The sequence below is a fragment of the Streptomyces malaysiense genome (assembly GCF_000980885.2).
GTDB classification, from domain to species: domain Bacteria; phylum Actinomycetota; class Actinomycetes; order Streptomycetales; family Streptomycetaceae; genus Streptomyces; species Streptomyces malaysiense.
Genome location: NZ_LBDA02000090.1, coordinates 85,175 through 104,720, shown reverse-complemented (window position 1 = coordinate 104,720; position 19,546 = coordinate 85,175). Strand labels below are relative to the sequence as shown.

The 19,546-nt window shown below is 74.4% G+C and carries 19 protein-coding genes; 6 read left to right on the top strand and 13 right to left on the bottom strand.

Going from position 1 to position 19,546, the window contains the following annotated elements; genetic code table 11:
• Positions 1 to 8 precede the first annotated feature (8 nt).
• The 3 genes from VT52_RS31095 to VT52_RS31085 form a co-directional block, all read right to left on the bottom strand.
• Complete coding sequence (locus tag VT52_RS31095) at positions 9 to 2,342, bottom strand: ATP-binding cassette domain-containing protein (RefSeq protein WP_046424732.1); 2,334 nt, start codon at positions 2,340 to 2,342, stop codon at positions 9 to 11.
• 29 nt (positions 2,343 to 2,371) lie between these two features.
• Positions 2,372 to 2,566, bottom strand: coding sequence for an antitoxin (locus tag VT52_RS31090; RefSeq protein WP_046424733.1), 195 nt, complete (start codon positions 2,564 to 2,566; stop codon positions 2,372 to 2,374).
• Positions 2,567 to 2,654: 88 nt separating this feature from the next.
• A complete protein-coding gene (locus VT52_RS31085) occupies positions 2,655 to 3,662 on the bottom strand; it encodes an MsnO8 family LLM class oxidoreductase (protein ID WP_046424734.1) in 1,008 nt (335 codons plus the stop codon).
• Between the two features lie 56 nt (positions 3,663 to 3,718).
• Between VT52_RS31085 and VT52_RS31080 the strand changes: the two genes are divergently transcribed.
• Positions 3,719 to 4,210 carry a phosphatase domain-containing protein gene (locus VT52_RS31080; protein ID WP_046424736.1) on the top strand — a complete coding sequence of 164 codons (492 nt, stop codon included), beginning with the start codon at positions 3,719 to 3,721 and terminating at the stop codon, positions 4,208 to 4,210.
• A gap of 10 nt (positions 4,211 to 4,220) precedes the next feature.
• On the opposite strand, the gene VT52_RS31075 is transcribed toward VT52_RS31080, so the two are convergent.
• Positions 4,221 to 4,436: a dodecin gene (locus VT52_RS31075; protein WP_046424737.1), complete on the bottom strand. Its 216-nt coding sequence runs from the start codon at positions 4,434 to 4,436 to the stop codon at positions 4,221 to 4,223.
• Between the two features lie 228 nt (positions 4,437 to 4,664).
• Here VT52_RS31075 and VT52_RS31070 point away from each other — a divergent pair, with 228 nt between their 5' ends.
• Positions 4,665 to 5,921, top strand: a complete 1,257-nt coding sequence (locus tag VT52_RS31070; RefSeq protein ID WP_046424738.1) for an extracellular solute-binding protein — start codon at positions 4,665 to 4,667, stop codon at positions 5,919 to 5,921.
• A gap of 38 nt (positions 5,922 to 5,959) precedes the next feature.
• On the opposite strand, the gene egtD is transcribed toward VT52_RS31070, so the two are convergent.
• Genes egtD through egtA form a run of 4 tightly spaced genes read right to left on the bottom strand, consistent with a single transcriptional unit; the run spans position 5,960 to position 10,366 of the window.
• Positions 5,960 to 6,922 carry an L-histidine N(alpha)-methyltransferase gene (gene egtD, locus VT52_RS31065; protein WP_046424741.1) on the bottom strand — a complete coding sequence of 321 codons (963 nt, stop codon included), beginning with the start codon at positions 6,920 to 6,922 and terminating at the stop codon, positions 5,960 to 5,962.
• Positions 6,919 to 7,698 (bottom strand): ergothioneine biosynthesis protein EgtC, encoded by a 780-nt coding sequence (egtC, locus tag VT52_RS31060; RefSeq protein WP_046424743.1) that lies wholly within the window; start codon positions 7,696 to 7,698, stop codon positions 6,919 to 6,921. Before egtC ends, egtD begins: the two co-directional genes overlap by 4 nt.
• Positions 7,698 to 9,035, bottom strand: coding sequence for an ergothioneine biosynthesis protein EgtB (egtB, locus tag VT52_RS31055; RefSeq protein ID WP_046424746.1), 1,338 nt, complete (start codon positions 9,033 to 9,035; stop codon positions 7,698 to 7,700). The genes egtC and egtB overlap by 1 nt, the downstream gene beginning before the upstream one ends.
• A complete protein-coding gene (gene egtA, locus VT52_RS31050) occupies positions 9,032 to 10,366 on the bottom strand; it encodes an ergothioneine biosynthesis glutamate--cysteine ligase EgtA (protein ID WP_063888363.1) in 1,335 nt (444 codons plus the stop codon). The genes egtB and egtA overlap by 4 nt, the downstream gene beginning before the upstream one ends.
• Before the next feature lie 275 nt (positions 10,367 to 10,641).
• Between egtA and VT52_RS31045 the strand changes: the two genes are divergently transcribed.
• Positions 10,642 to 11,463, top strand: coding sequence for a TIGR02452 family protein (locus VT52_RS31045; protein ID WP_046424749.1), 822 nt, complete (start codon positions 10,642 to 10,644; stop codon positions 11,461 to 11,463).
• A gap of 108 nt (positions 11,464 to 11,571) precedes the next feature.
• On the opposite strand, the gene VT52_RS31040 is transcribed toward VT52_RS31045, so the two are convergent.
• The 4 genes from VT52_RS31040 to VT52_RS31025 form a co-directional block, all read right to left on the bottom strand.
• Positions 11,572 to 12,024 (bottom strand): type II toxin-antitoxin system PemK/MazF family toxin, encoded by a 453-nt coding sequence (locus VT52_RS31040; RefSeq protein ID WP_046424751.1) that lies wholly within the window; start codon positions 12,022 to 12,024, stop codon positions 11,572 to 11,574.
• Between the two features lie 245 nt (positions 12,025 to 12,269).
• On the bottom strand, positions 12,270 to 13,691 hold the full coding sequence (locus tag VT52_RS31035) for an amidase (RefSeq protein WP_046424753.1): 1,422 nt from the start codon (positions 13,689 to 13,691) through the stop codon (positions 12,270 to 12,272).
• 95 nt (positions 13,692 to 13,786) lie between these two features.
• On the bottom strand, positions 13,787 to 14,746 hold the full coding sequence (locus tag VT52_RS31030) for an alpha/beta hydrolase (RefSeq protein ID WP_046424755.1): 960 nt from the start codon (positions 14,744 to 14,746) through the stop codon (positions 13,787 to 13,789).
• Positions 14,747 to 15,003: 257 nt separating this feature from the next.
• Complete coding sequence (locus tag VT52_RS31025; RefSeq protein ID WP_046424757.1) at positions 15,004 to 15,567, bottom strand: NAD(P)H-dependent oxidoreductase; 564 nt, start codon at positions 15,565 to 15,567, stop codon at positions 15,004 to 15,006.
• Between the two features lie 101 nt (positions 15,568 to 15,668).
• Here VT52_RS31025 and VT52_RS31020 point away from each other — a divergent pair, with 101 nt between their 5' ends.
• Both VT52_RS31020 and VT52_RS31015 read left to right on the top strand, forming a co-directional pair.
• Positions 15,669 to 16,349, top strand: coding sequence for a TetR/AcrR family transcriptional regulator (locus VT52_RS31020; protein ID WP_206306652.1), 681 nt, complete (start codon positions 15,669 to 15,671; stop codon positions 16,347 to 16,349).
• A 115-nt stretch (positions 16,350 to 16,464) separates the two neighbouring features.
• Positions 16,465 to 17,472, top strand: a complete 1,008-nt coding sequence (locus VT52_RS31015) for a LacI family DNA-binding transcriptional regulator (protein ID WP_206306651.1) — start codon at positions 16,465 to 16,467, stop codon at positions 17,470 to 17,472.
• Positions 17,473 to 17,492: 20 nt separating this feature from the next.
• Here VT52_RS31015 and trxA read toward each other — a convergent pair whose 3' ends face one another.
• Positions 17,493 to 17,867, bottom strand: coding sequence for a thioredoxin (gene trxA, locus VT52_RS31010; RefSeq protein WP_046424762.1), 375 nt, complete (start codon positions 17,865 to 17,867; stop codon positions 17,493 to 17,495).
• 215 nt (positions 17,868 to 18,082) lie between these two features.
• On the opposite strand from trxA, the gene VT52_RS31005 reads away from it, so the two are divergent.
• Positions 18,083 to 19,522 (top strand): dihydrolipoyl dehydrogenase family protein, encoded by a 1,440-nt coding sequence (locus VT52_RS31005; protein WP_046424765.1) that lies wholly within the window; start codon positions 18,083 to 18,085, stop codon positions 19,520 to 19,522.
• Positions 19,523 to 19,546 lie beyond the last annotated feature (24 nt).

Here is a 19,546-nt window from a genome sequence, read left to right as displayed (position 1 = left end):
GGCGTCCCCTACGGCATCACCCGGGCCAGATACGGGGCCGTCGCGCTGCCCTCCGTCTCGGCCACCCGCCGCGGCGGACCCGCGGCGACGACACGGCCGCCCTGGTCGCCGCCGCCCGGCCCGAGGTCGACGACCCAGTCGGAGCCGGCGACCACCGACATGTCGTGCTCGACCACGACGACCGTGTGTCCCGCGTCGACCAGGCCGTGCAGCCTGTCCATCAGGACCTCGACGTCGGCCGGGTGCAGTCCGGTGGTCGGCTCGTCCAGCAGGTACAGGGTGTGGCCGCGGCGGCCGCGCTGCAGCTCGCCGGCCAGCTTGATCCGCTGGGCCTCGCCGCCGGACAGTTCGGTCGCGGGCCGGCCGAGGCTCAGGTAGCCGAGGCCCACGTCGAGCAGTGTGCCCAGGCTGCGGGCGGCGGCCGGCACGTCCGCGAAGAACTCCGCCGCCGCCTCCACCGTGAGGTCCAGCACCTCGGCGATGTTCCGCCCCCGGTACGCCACCTGGAGCGTCTCCGGGTTGTAGCGGGCACCGCCGCAGTCCGGGCAGGGCGCGTACGTGCTCGGCAGGAACAGCAGCTCGACGCTGACGAACCCCTCGCCCTGACAGGTCTCGCAGCGGCCGCCGGCGACGTTGAAGGAGAACCGCCCGACGCCGTACCCGCGCCCGCGCGCCTCGTCCGTCGCCGCGAACACCTTCCGCACGACGTCGAACAGCCCGGTGTACGTGGCCAGATTGGAGCGCGGGGTACGGCCGATCGGCTTCTGGTCGACCCGCACCAGCCGGTCGACACCCTCCAGCTCCTGCGTCAACTCCCCGATCAGCGTGGACTTCCCGGACCCGGAGACCCCCGTGACGGCGGTGAACGCGCCCAGCGGGAACGCGGCCGTCACCTCGCGCAGGTTGTGCCGGGTCACCGGACCGACCTTCAGCCAGCCGCGCGGCTCCCGGACCGCACGCGGCGGTCCCGGCGCCTCGTCGAAGAGGAACGCGGCCGTCGCCGACTCCGGCACCGACGCCAGCTCGGCCGGCGGCCCGCTGTACAGCACCCGCCCGCCGTGCTCGCCCGCGCCGGGTCCCACGTCCACCAGCCAGTCGGCGCCGCGCACCACCTCCAGATGGTGCTCCACCACGAACACCGAGTTCCCCGCCGCCTTCAGCCGGGCCAGCACGGCGAGCAGCGCCTCGGTGTCCGCCGGGTGCAGTCCCGCGGACGGCTCGTCCAGCACGTACACCACACCGAACAGACCGGACCGCAACTGGGTGGCCAGCCGCAGACGTTGCAGCTCGCCCGCGGAGAGGGTGGGTGCGGAGCGGTCCAGGCTCAGGTAGCCGAGGCCGAGTTCGACCACCGGCGCGATCCGCGACTTCAGGTCCTGGGTGAGGACACGGGCCGTCTCCGAGTCGCCGTCCAGCAGCCGGGCGAGGCCGGTCAGGGGCAGCGAAGCCAGCTCGGCGATGGTGCGGCCGCCGAAGGTCACCGCCAGCGCCTCGGGCCGCAGCCGGCTGCCCCCGCACCCCGCACAGGGCGCGCTGGTCAGAAAGCGCTCCGCCTTGGTGCGCAGGGTCGGCGACCTGGTGTCGGCGAACGTCTTGAGCACATACCGGCGGGCGCTCATGTACGTGCCCTGGTACGGGCGCTGGATACGGTCCGCGTCCCGCACCGGATGCACCGTGACGACCGGCTGTTCGTCCGTGAACAGGATCCATCGCCGCTGCTCGGCGGGCAGTTCACGCCACGGGAGGTCCACGTCGTGGCCGAGCGCGTCCAGGATGTCCCGCAGGTTCTTGCCCTGCCAGGCACCCGGCCACGCGGCGATCGCGCCCTCGCGCACCGACAGCGAGGGATCCGGCACCAGCAACTCCTCGCTGGTGTCGTGCACCTGCCCCAGCCCGTGGCACCGGGGGCAGGCGCCCGCCGTCGTGTTGGGCGAGAACGCGTCGGAATCCAGGTGCCGCGCGCCCGGCGGGTACTCCCCGGCACGCGAGAACAGCATGCGCAGGGAGTTGGAGAGATTGGTGACCGTGCCCACCGAGGAGCGCGAGGTGGGGGCCGCGCGGCGCTGCTGGAGCGAGACCGCGGGCGGCAGACCGGTGATCTCACCGACCTTCGGCGCGCCGACCTGGTGGATCAGCCGGCGGGCGTACGGCGCGACCGACTCGAAGTAGCGTCGCTGGGCCTCGGCGTAGATCGTGCCGAACGCCAGGGACGACTTCCCCGAACCGGACACCCCGGTGAACACGGCCAGTACGTCACGCGGGACGTCCACGTCGACGCCCCGGAGATTGTGTTCACGGGCGCCGCGGACACGGACGTAGGGATCATGGGGGCTGTGGCGCATGGAAGACACACCCTATCCGCCCCCGCCCGCTATGACCGCGGAGGGTCGCCCGGGTCCTGCCGGGTGCCGAACTCGTCCCGCGCCTTGTCCTGGGCGGCGTCGACCTGCTTCCGGTACTTGTCGCCGGTGCGCTGGTCGATGTAGTCGCCGCCCTTGTCGATGCCCTTGTCGGCCTGGCTTTCGTGGCCCTTGATCATGCCCTTGAGCTTGTCCATGAAGGACATGGCGGTCCTCCTCCTCGCTTACGTCCTTGCCCTCCCAGAGTCACCGTCGCGGGCCCGCCCCGCATCTCGGAGAGCCGCCCCTCGCGGGTCAGGGAGCGGGCGCGAAGAGTTCGGCCAGAGCGCGGTAGGAGTCCAGCAGCGCCGTACGGTCGTAGCCGCTGGTCGTGACCAGGACCTCCGCCGCGCCGGTCTCCTCCAGCACCGCCTCCAGCTCGTGCGCGACCTGCTCCGGCGTGCCCGCCAGCCGGCCGGCGAGCTGGGCGTCGTACGCCTCCCGCTCCCGCGCGGTCAGCGGCCGGGCCTCGGTCTCCTCGGCGGGGGCGAGCGGCGGGAAGGTGCCGTGCGTGCGGGCGTACGCCATCGACCACGCCTCCGGTACCAGCAGCCGCCGCGCCGCCTCCTCGGTGCCGGCGACCGCGACCGCCCCGGAGACCACCACGTACGGCTCGGCCGCCCAGAGCGAGGGACGGAACCCGGCGCGATAGCGCTCGACACCGCGCAGCAACCGCTCCCGGTCGCGCAGGTCCCCGATGACCAGGGGCAGCCCGGCCCGCGCCGCGATCGCCACACCCTCGCCCAGGGCCAGCACGAACGGCGGCACCCGCAGTCCGTCCGCGGGCCGGGCCCGCACCCCCGCGGGGGACGGCCCGGAGAACCAGTCGAGCAGTTCGCCGAGCCGGGCCTCGAAGTCCTCCGCGTCGCCCTTGTCCCGGCCGAGCGCCCGGCGCACCCCGTCCGTGAAGCCCACCGAACGCCCGAGGCCCATGTCGATCCGCCCGGGGAACAGCGACTCCAGCACCCCGAACTGCTCGGCGACGACCAGCGTCCGGTGGTTGGGCAGCATGACCCCGCCGGTGCCCACCCGGATCGTCCGGGTGGCGGCGGCCACGGCGGCGGCCAGCACGGTCGGCGCGGAACCGGCGACACCGGGCACGCCGTGGTGTTCGGACACCCAGAACCGGTGGTACCCGAGCGCCTCCGCCTCCCGCGCCAGCGCCACCGTGTCCCGCAGCGCCTCGGCGGGCGGGTGCCCCTGCCGCACGCGCGAACGGTCGAGGACGGAGAACCGGGTCCGGGCGATCACTGAACTGCTCACGTACGGTTCAACGCCCTGACCGCCCGCGGATTCCCGTATGTGGCTAGGGTCTTCGTGTGAGCGACGACAACGCACGGCCGATCGCCGTGTTCGACCTCGACAACACCCTGGCGGACACCGCCCACCGGCAGCACTTCCTTGGGCGGCGGCCCAAGGACTGGGACGGGTTCTTCGGTGCCGCGCCCGCGGATCCGCCGCTCGCCGAGGGCGTCGAGCTGGCCCGGCGGAGCGCGCGGGACTGCGAGGTCGTGTATCTGACCGGCCGTCCGGAGCGGTACCGGCGTGACACCCTGGACTGGCTCGCCGCGCACGACCTGCCCGCGGGGGACCTGTACATGCGCGGTGACGCGGACCGCAGGCCCGCCCGGTTCACCAAGCTCGCGACCCTGCGCCGGCTCGCCCGGGGCCGTGAGGTGCGCTTCCTCGTGGACGACGACGCGGTGGTGTGCGACGACGCCGAGCGGGCCGGATTCACCGTGGTGCGGGCCCGCTGGGCCGAGGATTCCGCCGCGTTGCGCGAGGCGCAGGAGAAGGAGGGCCGTACCTGAGCCGGCCCGGTCAGTCGCCGTCCTCGATGCGGAAGCCCACCTTGAGGCCCACCTGGAAGTGCTCGATCCGACCGTCCTCGATCTGGCCGCGGACCTGAGTCACCTCGAACCAGTCCAGGTTGCGCAGCGTCTGGCCGGCGCGCGCGATGCCGTTGCGGATGGCCTGGTCGAGGCCCTCGTGCGAGGTGCCGACGATCTCGGTGACCCGGTAGGTGTGGTTCGTCATCGGGGGGCTCCTTGGGCCGAGGGACACGCCGTACTCCACGGTGCCGCATGTCCGCCCGCTCCGCACGGCGTAGCGGGCGTGACCTCGCGTAATCGCCTGCGGCCCTTGACCTCGGCATTGGTCCATACCAAAATCCAGCCACACCCGTACGAGCATGTGCGCTCGTCCCCCCACGTCGGGCCTCCACCCCTGCGCGCGTTCGCCGCGCCGGACAGAACAGGACCCCTCGTGAGACGTCGTCTACTCGCCCTCGGCTGTGTCACCGGCTGCCTCGTCAGCGGCTGCGGGATGCTCCCCGGCACCCATCAGCGCGAGACCGTCACCGTGTGGCTGATGAAGGACAGCGCCTCGGCGGACTTCCTCGACCGCTTCACCGCGGACTTCGAACACACCCACCCGGACCTGCGCCTGGACATCCGCATCCAGGACTGGACCGGCATCGTGGCGAAGGTCCGCAAGGCGCTCGCGGAGACCTCCGGCGACGCGCCCGACGTGATCGAGGTCGGCAACACCCAGGTGCCGCTGTACGCCGACGGCGGCCGACTCGCCGATCTGACGCTGGAGTCGATGCGGGACTGGGGCAAGGACAAGTGGCTGCCCGGTCTCGCCGAACCCGGCAAGGAGGGCAACCAGCAGTACGGCATCCCCTGGTACGCCGCCAACCGCGTCGTCATCTACCGCAAGGACCTGTTCGCCCGGGCGGGCGTCTCCCACCCGCCGCGCACCCGCGCCGAATGGCTCGCCGACACCGAGAAGCTCGACTCCGGCGCGAACCAGGGGATCTACCTCGCCGGACAGGACTGGTACACGCTCTCCGGTTTCATCTGGGACGAGGGCGGCGACCTCGCCCGCAAGGTCGACGACTACCAGTGGAAGGGTGCCCTGGACACCCCCGCCGCGCTGCGCGGCATGGACTTCTACCGGCGCCTCCAGTCGCTCGGCGACGGGCCCAGGGGCGCCGACGAGGAACACCCGCCCCAGGCCGGGGTGTTCGCGGGCGGGAAGGTGGCGCAGATCGTCGCGGTACCGGGACTCGCCCAGGCGATCGTGAAGCAGAACCCGTGGCTCAAGGGGAAGATCGGGTACTTCCCGGTGCCCGGCCGCACCGCCTCCCGGCCCGGCGCCGTGTTCACCGGCGGCTCCGACCTCGTCGTACCGCGGAACACCGGGGACCAGTTCGCGGCGACCGCCGTGGTCGGGGCGCTCACCGGCGCCAAGTGGGACACCGAACTCGCTCGCACCATGAACTACGTGCCCAACAAGACCAACCTGGCCGCCGCCGTTTCGGGCGAGGAGGGGGTCGCCGCCATGGCCGCGGGCGCGGCACACGGCAGGGCGACCCCCAACACCCCCCAGTGGGCGGACGTCGAGGCCGACAACCCGATCAAGCAGTACATGACCAGGGTGCTGAACGGCGCCGATCCGGCCACGGAGGCCCGCCGGGCGTCACACCGGATCACCGAGGAACTCACCCCGGACCTCTGAGCCGCTCGGCGTGCCCCGCCCCGCTCGGCGTGCCCCGCTCACCGCGCCACGCTGAGGGACAGCGCGAACCGCTCCCGGGCGTCGGTCCACCAATGGGTCAGCTCAAGTCCGGCGTCGCCCAGTTCGCGGCTCACCCCTTCCCTCCGGAACTTCGCCGACACCTCGGTGCGCAAGTCCTCGCCGGGCGCGAACTCGACCGCGAGGTTCAGCGCGGACACCTTCACGGTCTGCGCGGTGCGCGAGCGCAGGCGCATCTCGATCCACTCGCGGCGGGCGTCCCACACCGCCACGTGCTCGAAGGCGTCCGGGTCGAAGTCGGCGCCCAGTTCGCGGTTGACGACGTTCAGCACGTTCTTGTCGAACGCGGCCGTCACCCCGGCCGCGTCGTCGTAGGCCCGCACCAGCACCTGCTCGTCCTTGACCAGGTCGGTGCCGAGCAGCAGGCCGTCGCCGGGTTCGAGCAGGGCCCGCACCGCGGCGAGGAACGCGGCGCGTTCGGCGGGCAGCAGATTGCCGATCGTGCCGCCGAGGAACGCCACCAGCCGGGGGCCCGGCGTCGCGGGCAGGTCGAGCGGCGCGGTGAAGTCGGCGATCAGCGCGTGCACTTCGAGGTCCGGGCGCTCCGCGACGAGCGCCCGCCCGGCCTGGGTGAGGGCGCTCTCGCTGACGTCGACCGGGACGTAGGCGGCGAGCGAGGTGAGGGCGTCGAGCAGGTACCGGGTCTTCTCCGAGGAACCCGATCCCAGCTCGACCAGGGTCCGGGCCCCGCTCGCGGCGGCGATCTCACCGGACCGGTCGGCCAGGATCTCCCGCTCGGCGCGGGTGGGGTAGTACTCGGGCAACTCGGTGATCCGGTCGAAGAGTTCGCTGCCCCGGGCGTCGTAGAACCACTTCGGCGGCAGCCACTTGGGGTCGTCGGTCAGGCCGTGCTCGACATCGGCGCGCAGCGCGGCCTCCGTCGCGTCCTCGGGGAGGGTGCGGGTGACGTGCAGAGGGCTCACGTGCAGGGCTCCTTAGGGGATGCGGCGGCGGGTCGTGCCGCCGGGGCGAGCAGCACACCGGTGCTGTCCGCGGTGAGCACGGTGCGGTCGGGGACCTCCCGCCACAGCGGGTCGTCGTCATAGGGCTCGGAGGCCACGACCGTGCCCAGGCCGGGCTCCGCGCGGTACCAGAGGCTGTCGCCCCAGGCGGTGGCGGCGATGGTGGCGCCGTCCGTCAGCAGCAGGTTCAGCCGGGAGGCGGGGGCGGCCCCCGCGACCTCGCGCACGGTCTCCGCCAGGGCCCGCGCCGGGTCGGTCCCGGTGCGCAGCCGGTGCAGCACCAGAGCCCAGACGAACGCCGAGTCGGTGCGCGCGGGCAGCGACAGCAGGTCGACCGGGGGCAGCGTCGGCACCAGGGGCGCCGCCGCGTCCGGCCAGCCCGCGACCGCCCCGTTGTGGCTGAACAGCCAGCGCCCCGCGGCGAACGGCGCCGCCGCGGCCTCCGCGTCCGCGCCCGCGAGGGTGGCGTCCCGTACGGCGGCGAGCACCGCACCGGAGCGCACCACCCGGGCCAGGTCGGTGAAGGACAGGTCCGCCCAGATCGGTCCGGCCCGCCGGTAGCGGGCGGGTTCGGGATCGCCGGGCGCGTACCAGCCCACGCCGAAACCATCGGCGTTGACCGTCCCGTACCGCTGCCGGCGGGGCGCCCAGGACTGCCGGAACAGGCTGTGCGGCGGCTCCGTCAGCAGCCGGGCCAGCGGCGACTCGGGCCCCACGTAGGCGAGGTGACGGCACATCAGGCGGACTCCGATCGGGCGGTGCGGAAGCCGGAGAAGATCTGCCGCCGGATCGGATAGTCCCAGTTCCGGAAGGTGCCCCGGCAGGCCACCGGGTCCACGGCGAACGAACCGCCGCGCAGCACCTTGTGCTCGGAGCCGAAGAACACCTCCGAGTACTCCCTGTACGGAAACGCCCGGAACCCCGGGTACGGCAGGAAGTCGCTGGCCGTCCACTCCCACACGTCGCCGATCAGCTGCCTCACCCCCAGCGGGGATTCCCCCGCCGGATAGCTGCCGGCCGGGGCGGGGCCCAGGTGCCGCTGGCCGAGGTTGGCGTGCTCCGGCGCCGGGTCGGCGTCGCCCCAGGGGTAGCGCCGGGAGCGGCCGGTGGCCGGATCGTGCCGGGCTGCCTTCTCCCACTCCGCCTCGGTGGGCAGCCGGCGCCCGGCCCAGCGGGCGTAGGCGTCGGCCTCGTACCAGCACACGTGCAGCACCGGCTCGTCCGGCGGTACCGCCTCGGTGGTGCCGAAGCGGCGGCGCAGCCAGCGGTCGCCCTCCCGGCGCCAGAACAGCGGCGCGTCGATGCCGTGCCGCCGGACGTGCGCCCAGCCCTCCGGTGTCCACCAGCGCTCGGTGGCGTAGCCGCCGTCCTCGATGAACGCCTGGTACGCCGCGTTCGTCACCGGGACGGTGTCGATCCAGAAGGGGGTCACCTCCCGTGGATGCGCCGGCCGTTCGTTGTCCAGCGCCCAGGGTTCACCGGAGGTGCCCATGGTGAACGGACCGCCGGGGACGAGGACTTCGGCGGGTCCCGTGAACGGCGGGCCCGGTTCCGGGTCCGGCGCGGTCAGCGCAGCCGGGCCCCTGCGCAGCTGATGGGTGATCAGCATCGTCTCGTCGTGCTGCTGTTCGTGCTGCGCGATCATCCCGAAGGCGAACCCGGCCTCGGTCAGCCGGGTGCCCCGCAGATCGGCGGACTCCAGCACGTCCAGGACCCGTCCGCGCACCTCGGCCGCGTAGCGCCGGGCCTCGGCGGGTGGCAGCAGCGGCAGCGAGGGCCGCTCCGCACGCGGATGTTCGAAGGCGTCGTACAGGCCGTCGATCTCGGGCCGCATCGCCTCCCGCCCGCCGACCGCCCGCAGCAGCCACAGCTCCTCCTGGTTGCCGATGTGCGCGAGGTCCCACACCAGCGGGGACATCAGCGGTGAGTGCTGCGCGGTGAGGTCGGGTTCGTCCACGCACGTGGTCAGCAGGGTGGTGCGGTCCCGGGCGGTGGTGAGCGAGGCCAGCGCGCGCTCGCGCAGGGCCTCGGTGTCCGGCTCCGCGGTCGTGGCCTCGGCCTTGGGGGCGGTCATGAGGGGATGTCCTTCCTGCCGCGGGCGGCGGGGCCGCTCCCGGCCGGGGCGATACGGGTGCCGGGCGGCGCGTCCAGCAGATCGTCGGCCGGGCAGCGGCCCCGGGCGACATAGCGCTCCAGGTACCCCGCGACGGCGTTCGTCACCTCGGCGCCGGCGCCGATCCGGGGCAGCGCGTCGAGGGCCGCCGCGAAACAGACGTTGGCCACCTCCCGCAGCTCCGGATCGGCGAGCCCGAGCCGGGCCGCGTCGTCCCACAGCGGATTGTGCGGGGCCGGCAGGTTCAGGGCCCGCTCGGCCAGCGGCTTCACGCACCGGTAGGCGGTCTCTGCGGCCTGCGGGTCGTCGAAGAGCGCCGCCGTCACCGCGAGCGGCACGATCCAGCCGTCCTCGCCCGGCTGCGCGTCGATCATCCGCAGCTCCAGATGGCCACGCGGTCTGACCGGCGGGAACAGGGTGGTCAGGTGGTAGTCGAGGTCCGCCCGGGTGGGCGCCCGGGATCCCTGGCCGCGTGTCCACTCCCGGAAGGTCAGCCCCTCGGGCACCTCCCAGGGCCCGCCGTCCCCGCGCACGCACATCACCGGGGAGTCCAGCACGTGCCGGGCCCACGCGGACCGCGGCTCCTCGTGCAGCGGGGGCGCGCCCGCCCGGCCCGCGCCGATCCGCGCCCACATCAGCTGCCGGGTCGACAGCCAGCCGGTCGGCCGCAGGCCGATCAGCGGGGAGTTGGCGAACGCGGCCACCAGGACCGCGCCCAGCTGGTGCGCCAGCCACCAGCGCCGTCCGTGCCCCAGCGGCCCCGGCTCCTCGTGGCCCGCGTCCACGCAGACCTGCACGGAGGCGGAGGCGCGCATCATGTGCCGGCCGGCCGGTCCGGCGCGGTCCAGGCAGGCCTCCATCGCGTCGTAGCGCGGTTCGCGCAGGAACCGGTCGGGGAGGCGGAAGGGTTCATGGCCGAGGCCGACGAGGACGAGCCCCTGCTCGTCGAGGACGGCGCGGACGGCCGCGAGGTCCGCGGAGACGGTGTCGACGCACTCCGTCAGGGAGGCGGCGGGCGGTGAGCTCAGTTCCAGCTGGCCGCCGGGTTCGACGGTGAGCGCCGAACCGAGGGGAAGGGCACGCGCGGCGCTGTGGGCCGCGCGCAGTCGCTCGGGTGTCACGGGGCGCTGCGGCAGGCCCCGGTCATGGATCAGCCACTCCAGTTCCACACCGAGGGCGCGGGGCGGCCCGGTCTTGAAGCAGATGCCCTGTACGAGGGCGTCCACCTCGGCCTCGGTGACGGCCGTGGGGTGTTCCGTACGGTCGCCGCTGTCGTCCATCGCATCGGACATGTCGGGATCCTCCTGAGATTCCACCATGTCTTCGGCCCGGCGTCCGGTCGGCCGGGCGGCACTCGCCCCAGCCAAGACCCTCGTGCCGGATCGCACAAGAGCGCCCTGCCGGGCGTTTCCCGGCCGGTCATCTCGGTGACCGCGCCCGTTCGCGGCGCGTTCCGGGCCCGGGAAACCCCGTTGCACCGTCCCACCAGCATCACCCAGGATGACCGCATGAGCACGACGGGGGAGACCGCGTGGGCGGCGGTCATGGCGTCCACGGGGGTGGCGCCATGAGCGCGCGCCTGCGCGGGATCGCCACGGAGACGGAACAGATCGTGGCCGCGGGCCGCTACCGGGCCCCGGACGGCCGGGAGGTGTGTCTCGCGCAAGCGGTCCGAGCCGCCCGTGCCGGCACCCGGATGTACGGCCCCGGGCCGGTCCCGGTGCCGTCCGCGCCGGACCTGGACACGGTCGTGGAGGTGACCGGCGAGAGCAGCACGGAGGCGGCCCGGCGACTGGCCGACGCACCCGTCGCCGTCCTGAACTTCGCCTCGGCGAGAAATCCCGGCGGCGGCTATCTGAACGGCGCCCAGGCTCAGGAAGAGGCCCTGTGCCGGGCCTCCGCGCTGTACACGTGCCTGCTCGGGGTCCGGGAGTTCTACGACCATCACCGCGCGGACCGGGACCCGCTCTACTCCGACCGGGTGATCCACGCCCCCGGCGTCCCCGTCTTCCGCGACGACCGCGGCAGGCTCCTCGCCGAGCCCTGCCGGGTGGGCTTCCTGACCGCCGCCGCCCCGAACGCGGGCGTCCTGCGGCGTACGGCGCCCGAACGCGCCGCCGAGATACCCGCCGCCCTCGCGAGCCGCGCCGAGCGGGTCCTGGAGACCGCCGCTGCCCACGGGTACCGCCGGCTGGTGCTGGGTGCCTGGGGCTGCGGCGTCTTCCAGAACGAACCGGCGCGGGTCGCGGGCGCGTTCCGGGAACTGCTCGGCACCGGAGGCCGCTTCGAGCGGACGTTCGAGCACGTGGTCTTCGGGGTGCTGGACCGGACGCCCCGGGCGGCGGTGCGGGAGGCGTTCGTGCGGGTGTTCGCACCGGTCGGGACGTGAGGCGCCGGCCGGTGTCTCGAGCCGATCGGGTCCGGGTGCCGCCGGCCGGTCTCCGGCCTCGCGGGTGCCCGCCCCGCGTTCCGGCGCCCCGCCGCCCGGCGCCGGCCGTCAGGTCCAGCCGTACCGCTCGTGCAGCCGCTGCCGGACGAGGTTGAAGCGCATGCGGTCCAGGGCGCACGCCTCGCGGCGCATGCCGTCCTCGTGGAGGCGCAGCACCCGGTCCACGTCCACCCAGGAGTCCCGCCCCGAGCGGTCCCAGGGGCCGCTGCCGATGGCCACCCATTCCCGGTCGCCGTCGTGCCGCTTGCTGGAGAGCTGCACGGCCAGGAAGCTGCCCGCCGCCTCGCGGGCGACGACCAGCACCGGGCGGTCCTTGCCCCGGCCGTCGTTCTCCTCGAACGGCACCCAGGTCCACACGATCTCCCCGGGGTCCGGGTCGCCGTCGTGGGCCGGGGAGTACTCGGTGCGCACCCGGCCGACCTCGCGCGGGTCGGCCTCGGTGGTGGCGTGCGGGCCGTGGCGGCCGGGGACGTTCTCATCGGTGTCGGTAAACGTGCTCACGGGGGCACCCTAGTGGTACGTCCCGCCGGGGTAACGGGCGCCCGTCGTATCCCGGTTGGGCCCTGTCCGGATCGGTCCGGATATGGGCCGGGACGGCCCGTCGGCGGACCGGGCGCGGATGGAACCGCGCGGCACACCACGCCGCCGTAGGCGTGGCGCCCGCCCTCACGGAGCTCCGCCGCACACGGACGGTACCGGCGGCTCCTCGGCCGGCTCCGCGCGGCTCGCCCCTGGAGGCGGCCCGCTCAGGGTCCGACCCCTCGGCCGGCCGGGTCCGGCGGCCACCGCTCGTGCCAGCGCAGCTCCGCCTCCAGCTGGGCCGCGAGCGACACCAGCAGCGGTTCGCTCCCCGCGGGCCCGAGCAACTGCGCCCCCACCGGCAGTCCGTCCCCGGCGAACCCGGCGGGCACGTTGACCCCCGGCCAGCCCAGCACGTTCCACGGCCACGCGTAGGGGCACGCGGCGATCATCGCCCGGTCCGTGGCCGCCCCGCCCAGCCCGTGCAGCGCGCCGATCCGGGGCGGGGGCGCCGCCGTGGTCGGGGCGAGAATCACGTCGTACGACCGGAAGAAGGCGCCGATCCGCCGTTGCAGCGCCACCTCCGCCCGCCGGGCCGCCCGCAGCGGAGCCCCGCCGAGCAGCCGGCCCAGCCGGGCCGCGCCCCGGGTGCGGGGGTCGAGCAGCGCCGGGTCGGGGACCTCGGCGGCCAGTTCGGCGATCCCCGCGGTGGCGCGGGGCACGAAGGCCAGCCCGATCTGCCCGTAGGGCGGGTCGTCCTCCGTCACCTCGTGCCCGCACGCGGCGAGTTGCCCCGCGAGTTCGGTGACCCGGGCGCGGACCTGCGGATGCAGCCGGGCCGGTACGGCGGTGAACGGCGGCTTCAGGGACAGCGCGACGCGCAGCCGGCCGGGATCGCGGCCGACCGCGTCCGCCACCGTCAGCGCGGGCGGCCGGTGCACGTCCCGGGCATGGCTGCCGCTAGCCGCGTCGAGCAGCAGGGCCGCGTCGGCGACCGTACGGGCCAGTGTGCCGTTGACCGTGATCCCGTGGAAGGGGTCGGGGCGCGGCCAGGTGGAGATGCGGCCGCGCTGCGGTTTGATGCCGATCAGCCGGGTCCAGGCGGCCGGTATGCGTACCGAACCGGCGCCGTCGGAGCCGAGCGCGGCCGGGACCAGACCGGCCGCCACCGCTGCCGCCGAGCCGCCCGAGGAGCCGCCGGGGGTGTGCCCGGGGTGCCAGGGGTTGCGGGTGTCGCCGAAGGCCCGTCCCTCGGTGAACGGCCACTGCCCCAGCTCGCACGTGTTGGTCTTGCCGACGATCACCGCGCCGGCCGCGCGCAGCCGCCGTACCGCCTCTCCGTCGGCGGCCGCCGGCGGGAAGTCGCCCGCGCAGCCGAACGCCGTCGGCTCGCCCGCCACGTCCGTGTCGTCCTTCACCGCGACCGGCACCCCGAGCAGCGGCCGCCGTCCGCCCGCCGCCAGCTCCCGGTCGGCGGCGTCCGCTTCGCGGAGCGCGGCCTCGGCGCGCACGACACGGAAGGCGTTCAGCACCGGCCCGCCGGCCTCGATCCGGGCCAGGGCCCGCTCCACCAGTGCCCGGGAGGTCACCTCCCCGGCGGCGAGGGCGCGGGCGGACTCGGCGAGACCGGGGGAGCGGTCGGGCGTCATGGGCGAGTACCTCCGGGAGGCTCCGGACACGGGGTCTACCGAACGGTAACGTCAACAGCCCTGGCCGGGGAGGGGTTTCCCGCCGGGAACGTGCCTCACCGCGCCAACAGCCGCCGCAGCCAGCCGAGCCGGGCGGCGCGCGCCGCCCGGGACAGGGCCGCCTCGGGGGCGAGGGTGTCGAAGCCGTGGAACGCGCCCGGCCAGACGTGGAGTTCGGCGCGGCCGCCGGCCGCCCAGAGGCGGGACGCGTGGGCGACGGTCTCGTCCCGGAAGGTCTCCGCCGAGCCGACGTCGAGGTAGGCGGGCGGCAGACCGGACAGGTCGGCGGCGCGTGCCGGGGCCGCGTAGGGGGAGACGTCCGGGCCGCCCCTGCGCGCGCCCAGCAGGGCCGTCCAGGCCGTCTCGTTGGCGGTGCGGTCCCACAGGCCGCGGCCGGTCATCTGCTTGCCGGAGACGGTGTCGTTGCGGTCGTCCAGCATCGGGCTCAGCAGCAACTGGCCGAGCAGGGAGGGCCCTTGCCGGTCCCGGGCGAGCAGTGCCGCGGCCGCCGCGAGCCCGCCGCCCGCGCTGGCGCCCGCGACGACGATCCGCCGCGGGGCGCCGCCGATCCGTGCCGTGTGCGCGGCGGTCCAGACGAGGCCCGCGTACACGTCCTCGACCGGTGCCGGGTGCGGGTGCTCGGGGGCGAGCCGGTAGTCGACCGACACCACCACCGCGCCCAGTTCCCGCGCCCAGTCCAGCGGCACCTCCACCCCGGCCCGGTCGGTGCCTGCCATCATGCCGCCGCCGTGCACGTGGTAGATCACCGGCAGCGGGGCCGTCGTACCGCTCGGGCGGCAGACCAGCAGCGGGACCCCGGGGGCGCCCGGCGGTCCGGGTACCGCGTGCTCGCTCACCTCGAAGGCGCCGCCGAGGGTGAGGTCCGGCGACGCCAGACAGGTGACCCGCCGGGCGGCGCCGAGGTCCTCCAGGCAGAACCCGGGCGCGGCGGCGTCCCCGAGCGACTCCAGGCACGCGGCCAGTTCCGGGTCGAACGGGGGCGGGACCAGGGGCACGGCTTCCTCCTCGGGCGGCTGACGCGATCACGGCCGTACGGCCATCGTCCGCATACCCCTGACCGGCCCCGGAAGTCGAGCGCGGCGCGGGGTCGTACCCCCGGCTGCCGCAACGGACCGGCAGGAGGGTCCGGGGAAACCCGCGAGGGTCCGGGAAAACCCCCAGGGGTTCCGGGAGGGCCCGTAGGAGCGCGGGAAAGACCCGTAGGGGCCGGAGGCCGCTCGGCTCCGGCCCCTACGGGCGGTTCGGACGGGGCTCAGGCGGCCGTGATCTCGGCGGCCGTGCCGTGCAGGCGCGCCACGACCTCGGTCAGCTGGGCGGCGACCTCGGCGTCGTCGACCGGGTGGGTCTGCGCGAAGCGGGTCATGGAGCCGGGGATCGAGAGCTTGATGTCCTCGATCACCTTGCCGCCGGCGATGCCGACCGACTTGCGGGTGTCGTCCTGCGCCCACACGCCGCCGAACTGGCCGAAGGCGGTGCCGATCACGGCGACGGGCTTGCCGCCGAAGGCGCCGGCGCCGTAGGGGCGGGACAGCCAGTCGATGGCGTTCTTCAGCACGGCCGGCATGGTGCCGTTGTACTCGGGCGAGAACAGCAGGAACGCGTCGGCGCCCTGAGCGGCCGCACGCAGGGCCGCGGCGGCGGCCGGGACGTCGCCCTCGACGTCGATGTCCTCGTTGTAGAAGGGGACGTCGGCCAGGCCCTCGAAGAGCACGACCTCGGCGCCCTCGGGGGCGAGCTTGGCGGCCGCCTCGGCCAGCTGACGGTTGTGCGAACCGGCACGCAGGCTGCCGACGAGCGCGAGGATACGAACAGACATGGGAAATCTCCAGGGGCTGAAAACATCGCCGTTACGATCCGGACCAAGGTCCGTTTAAATTTCTACCACCATAACCGGACCGGGGTCCAGTTCTGTTCCCGGTGCTTTACGCTGTCTTCATGTCCAGCGCGCCGCAGCCCTTCCCGATGCCGCAGGAGCCCTCCGACGCGCCACCCCTGCTGGAGCTCGGCACGGCCCCCGAGGAGCCCTGTCTGCGTGCCGACGCGGCCCGCAACCGGGCCCGGCTGCTGGAGGCCGCCGCCCGGCTGATCGCGGAGCACGGTGTGGCCGGCGTCACCATGGAGGCCGTCGCCTCGGCGGCCCGGGTCGGCAAGGGCACGGTCTTCCGGCGCTTCGGCGACCGCACCGGACTGCTCATGGCCCTGCTCGACCACTCGGGCCGGCGGCTCCAGGCCGACTTCCTTGGCGGGCCCCCGCCGCTCGGCCCCGGCGCGCCGCCCCTGGAGCGGCTGCGGGCGTTCGGCGTCGCGGTGCTCTACCGCTCGGCCGAGCAGCTGGAGCTGCAGCTCGCCGCCCAGCCCGAGGCGTGCCGCCGTTTCTCCCACCCCGCGACGCAGGCACTGCGCACCCACGTCACCATGCTGCTGCGCCAGATCGTGCCGGACGCGGACTGCGAACTGCTGGCCCACACCCTGCTGGCCTCCCTCGACCCGGCGCTCATCCACCATCTGACCCGGCAGCGCGGGATGCCCATGGCGCGTCTGGAGGCGGCCTGGGTGGACCTGGTCGCGCGGGTGACGCGCACTCAGCGGCCCGCGTGACAAGGGGCCGGACGGCTCTGTGCGGGTGGCCCGAACGGCCTTGCTCCGTAACGGAGTTCGTCCAAAGGCGAACCACGTTCCCCCGCCCGCCGCACCCCCGGCCCGCTCTGCCAGGATGCGGTCTGTCATGGTGCAGATACCGAACACTCCCACGAGTGCCGATGTGGCCCGCCTGGCCGGCGTCTCGCGGGCGACCGTGTCCTACGTCCTCAACAACACCGACGCCGTGCGGATCAGCGAACCCACGCGACGGCGGGTCCACGAGGCCGCGCGGGAACTGGGGTACGTCCCCCACGCGGCCGCCCGCAGCCTGCGCGCGGGACGCAGCCGCATGGTCCTCATGCCCGCCCCGGCACTCCCCGTCGGCCCCCTCTACGGCGCGTTCCTCGACGAGTTCCAGGGCGCCCTGGGCCGCCTCGACTACACGGTCGTGCAGTACGGCTCCGTCGGTCTCCAGGGCGACGAAGCCGCCCGCGCCTGGGCCGAGCTGCGGCCCGTCGCCGTCCTGGTGCCCGGCACCGGGATCGGGCCGCGGGGCGTGGCCGTCCTCAAGCGCTCCGGCGCCCGCGCGGTCGTCACCCTCGGTCCCGAACGCGTGGAGGGCGCGCACGCCCTGCTGATGGACCACGAGGCCGTGGGCCGGTGCGCGGCCGCCCACCTGTACGAGCGCGGCAGGCGCCGGATCGGGGTCGTCGTGCCCGAAGAGCCCGGCCTGGGGGTCTGTTCGCGGCCCCGGCTGGCCGGCGCCCGGCGGGCCCTGCGCGGCACCGGGGCGAGCGTCGTCGGCGTGCCGCTCGCCTACACGGAGCGGGCCGCCGCCGAACTCGCCGCGGACCTACCCGAGCTGGACGGGGTCTTCGCCTACAACGACGAGTACGCCATGCTGCTGATGCGCGCCCTCCAGGACGCCGGACGGCGCATCCCCGAGGACCTGGCCGTGATCGGCGCCGACGATCTGATGCTGGGCCGGCTGCTGCGGCCCCGGCTGAGCAGCGTACGCATCGAACTGCCCTCGGGCCGCGAGCTCGCCGCCCTGGTCGACCGCGCGGTGCGCGACGCGGGAGGCGAACCGGAGGTGCACCGGGTGCTGGGCGCCTCGGTCGTACGACGCGAGTCCACCTGAACCCGGCCGCTCAGGGACGGCTACCGCGCCTGGCCCTCCTGGGCGGCGATGCTCCTGCGGACCTCGTCCATGTCCAGCCCGCGGGCCTGGCCGATGACGTCCGTGAGGGCCGCCTCGGGCAGCGCACCCGGCTGGGCGAACACGGCCACCCGGTCCCGCACGATCATCAGCGTCGGGATCGACTGGATGCCGAAGGCCTGCGCCAGCTCCGGCTGGGCCTCGGTGTCCACCTTGCCGAACACCAGGTCCGGGTTGTCCTGGGCGGCCTTCTCGTACACCGGGGCGAACTGCCGGCACGGACCGCACCAGGACGCCCAGAAGTCGATGAGCACGAAGTCATTGTCCGTGACCGTCTGGTCGAAGTTGTCCTTGGTCAGTTCCACTGTGCTGCTCATGGCCTGGTTCCCTCTTCCTGGTCCGGGGCTGTGCCGAGGGCGGAAACGCGGCCGGTGGGCCGCCTATTCCGGGCAGTGTCCACGCCGGTGCGGGCACCGCGCACGCGCACCCCGGGAGCCTCTCGCCCACCTGGGAGCTTCTCGCGCACCCGGGAGCCTGTGGGCGCGCTCGTACCCATGTGGCCCCAGGGCACACCACCCACCAGAATGATCCCATGACGGAAACGACGGAATCGGAAACCATCGCGTACGACGTCGTGGTGCTCGGGGCCGGGCCCGTGGGGGAGAACGTCGCCGACCGCACCCGCGCGGCCGGCCTCACCACCGCGATCGTGGAGAACGAACTGGTCGGCGGCGAGTGCTCCTACTGGGCATGCATGCCCAGCAAGGCGCTGCTCAGGCCGGTCATCGCCCAGGCCGACGCCCGCCGGCTGCCCGGCCTCGCCGCGGCGGTACAGGGCCCCCTCGACGCCCCGGCCGTACTGGAACGCCGCGACAACTTCACCTCCCACTGGCAGGACGACGGGCAGGCCGACTGGGTGGAGGGCATCGGCGCCGACCTCTACCGGGGCCACGGGCGCCTGGCGGGCCCGCGCACGGTCACCGTCACCGTGTCCGACGGCGGTGTCACCACGCTCACCGCCCGGCATGCCGTCGTGGTCTGCACCGGCACCCGTGCCCAGCTGCCCGACCTGCCCGGACTCGCCGAGGTGCGGCCGTGGACCAGCCGGGAGGCCACCAGCGCGGACACGGTCCCCGGCCGGCTGCTCGTCGTCGGCGGCGGCGTCGTCGCCACCGAGATGGCCACCGCCTGGGCGGCGCTCGGCTCCCGGGTGACCCTGCTGGTGCGCGGCAAGGGCCTGCTCGGCCGGATGGAGCCGTTCGCGGGGGAACTGGTCGCCGAGGCACTCACCGAGGCCGGCGTGGACGTGCGTACGGGCGTGTCCGTCACGTCCGTCGCCCGGGAGGACGGCACCGTGGTGGCCCTCACCCGTACGGGTGAGAGGTTCGAGGCGGACGAGATCCTCTTCGCCACCGGCCGCGTCCCCCAGACCGATGACATCGGTCTCGACACGGTCGGGCTGGAGCCCGGTTCCTGGCTGGAGGTCGACGACACCCTGCGGGTCACCGGGACCGACTGGCTGTACGCCGCCGGTGACGTCAACCACCGTGCGCTCCTCACCCACCAGGGCAAGTACCAGGCCCGTGTCGCCGGTGCCGCCATCGGTGCCCGCGCGGCCGGGACCCCGCTGCTCGACGGTCCCTGGGGACCGCACGCGGCCACCGCCGACCACGAGGCCGTACCGCAGGTGGTGTTCACCGACCCCGAGGCCGCCGCGGTCGGCCTCTCCCTCGCCGAGGCGGAGGAGGCCGGCCACCGGGTCCGCGCGGTCGACGTCGAGTTCTCCTCCGTCGCCGGGGCGGCCCTGTACGGCGACGGCTACAAGGGGCGCGCCCGTATGGTCGTGGACCTGGAGGACGAGATCCTGCGGGGCGTCACCTTCGTCGGCCCCGGCGTCGGTGAACTCGTCCACGCGGCCACGGTCGCCGTGGCGGGCCGCGTCCCGATCAGCCGCCTGTGGCACGTGGTCCCCTCCTACCCGACCCTGAGCGAGGTCTGGCTGCGGCTCATGGAGGCGTACCGGGACAACTGAGGTTTCCGGTAAGCGTGTTCGCCC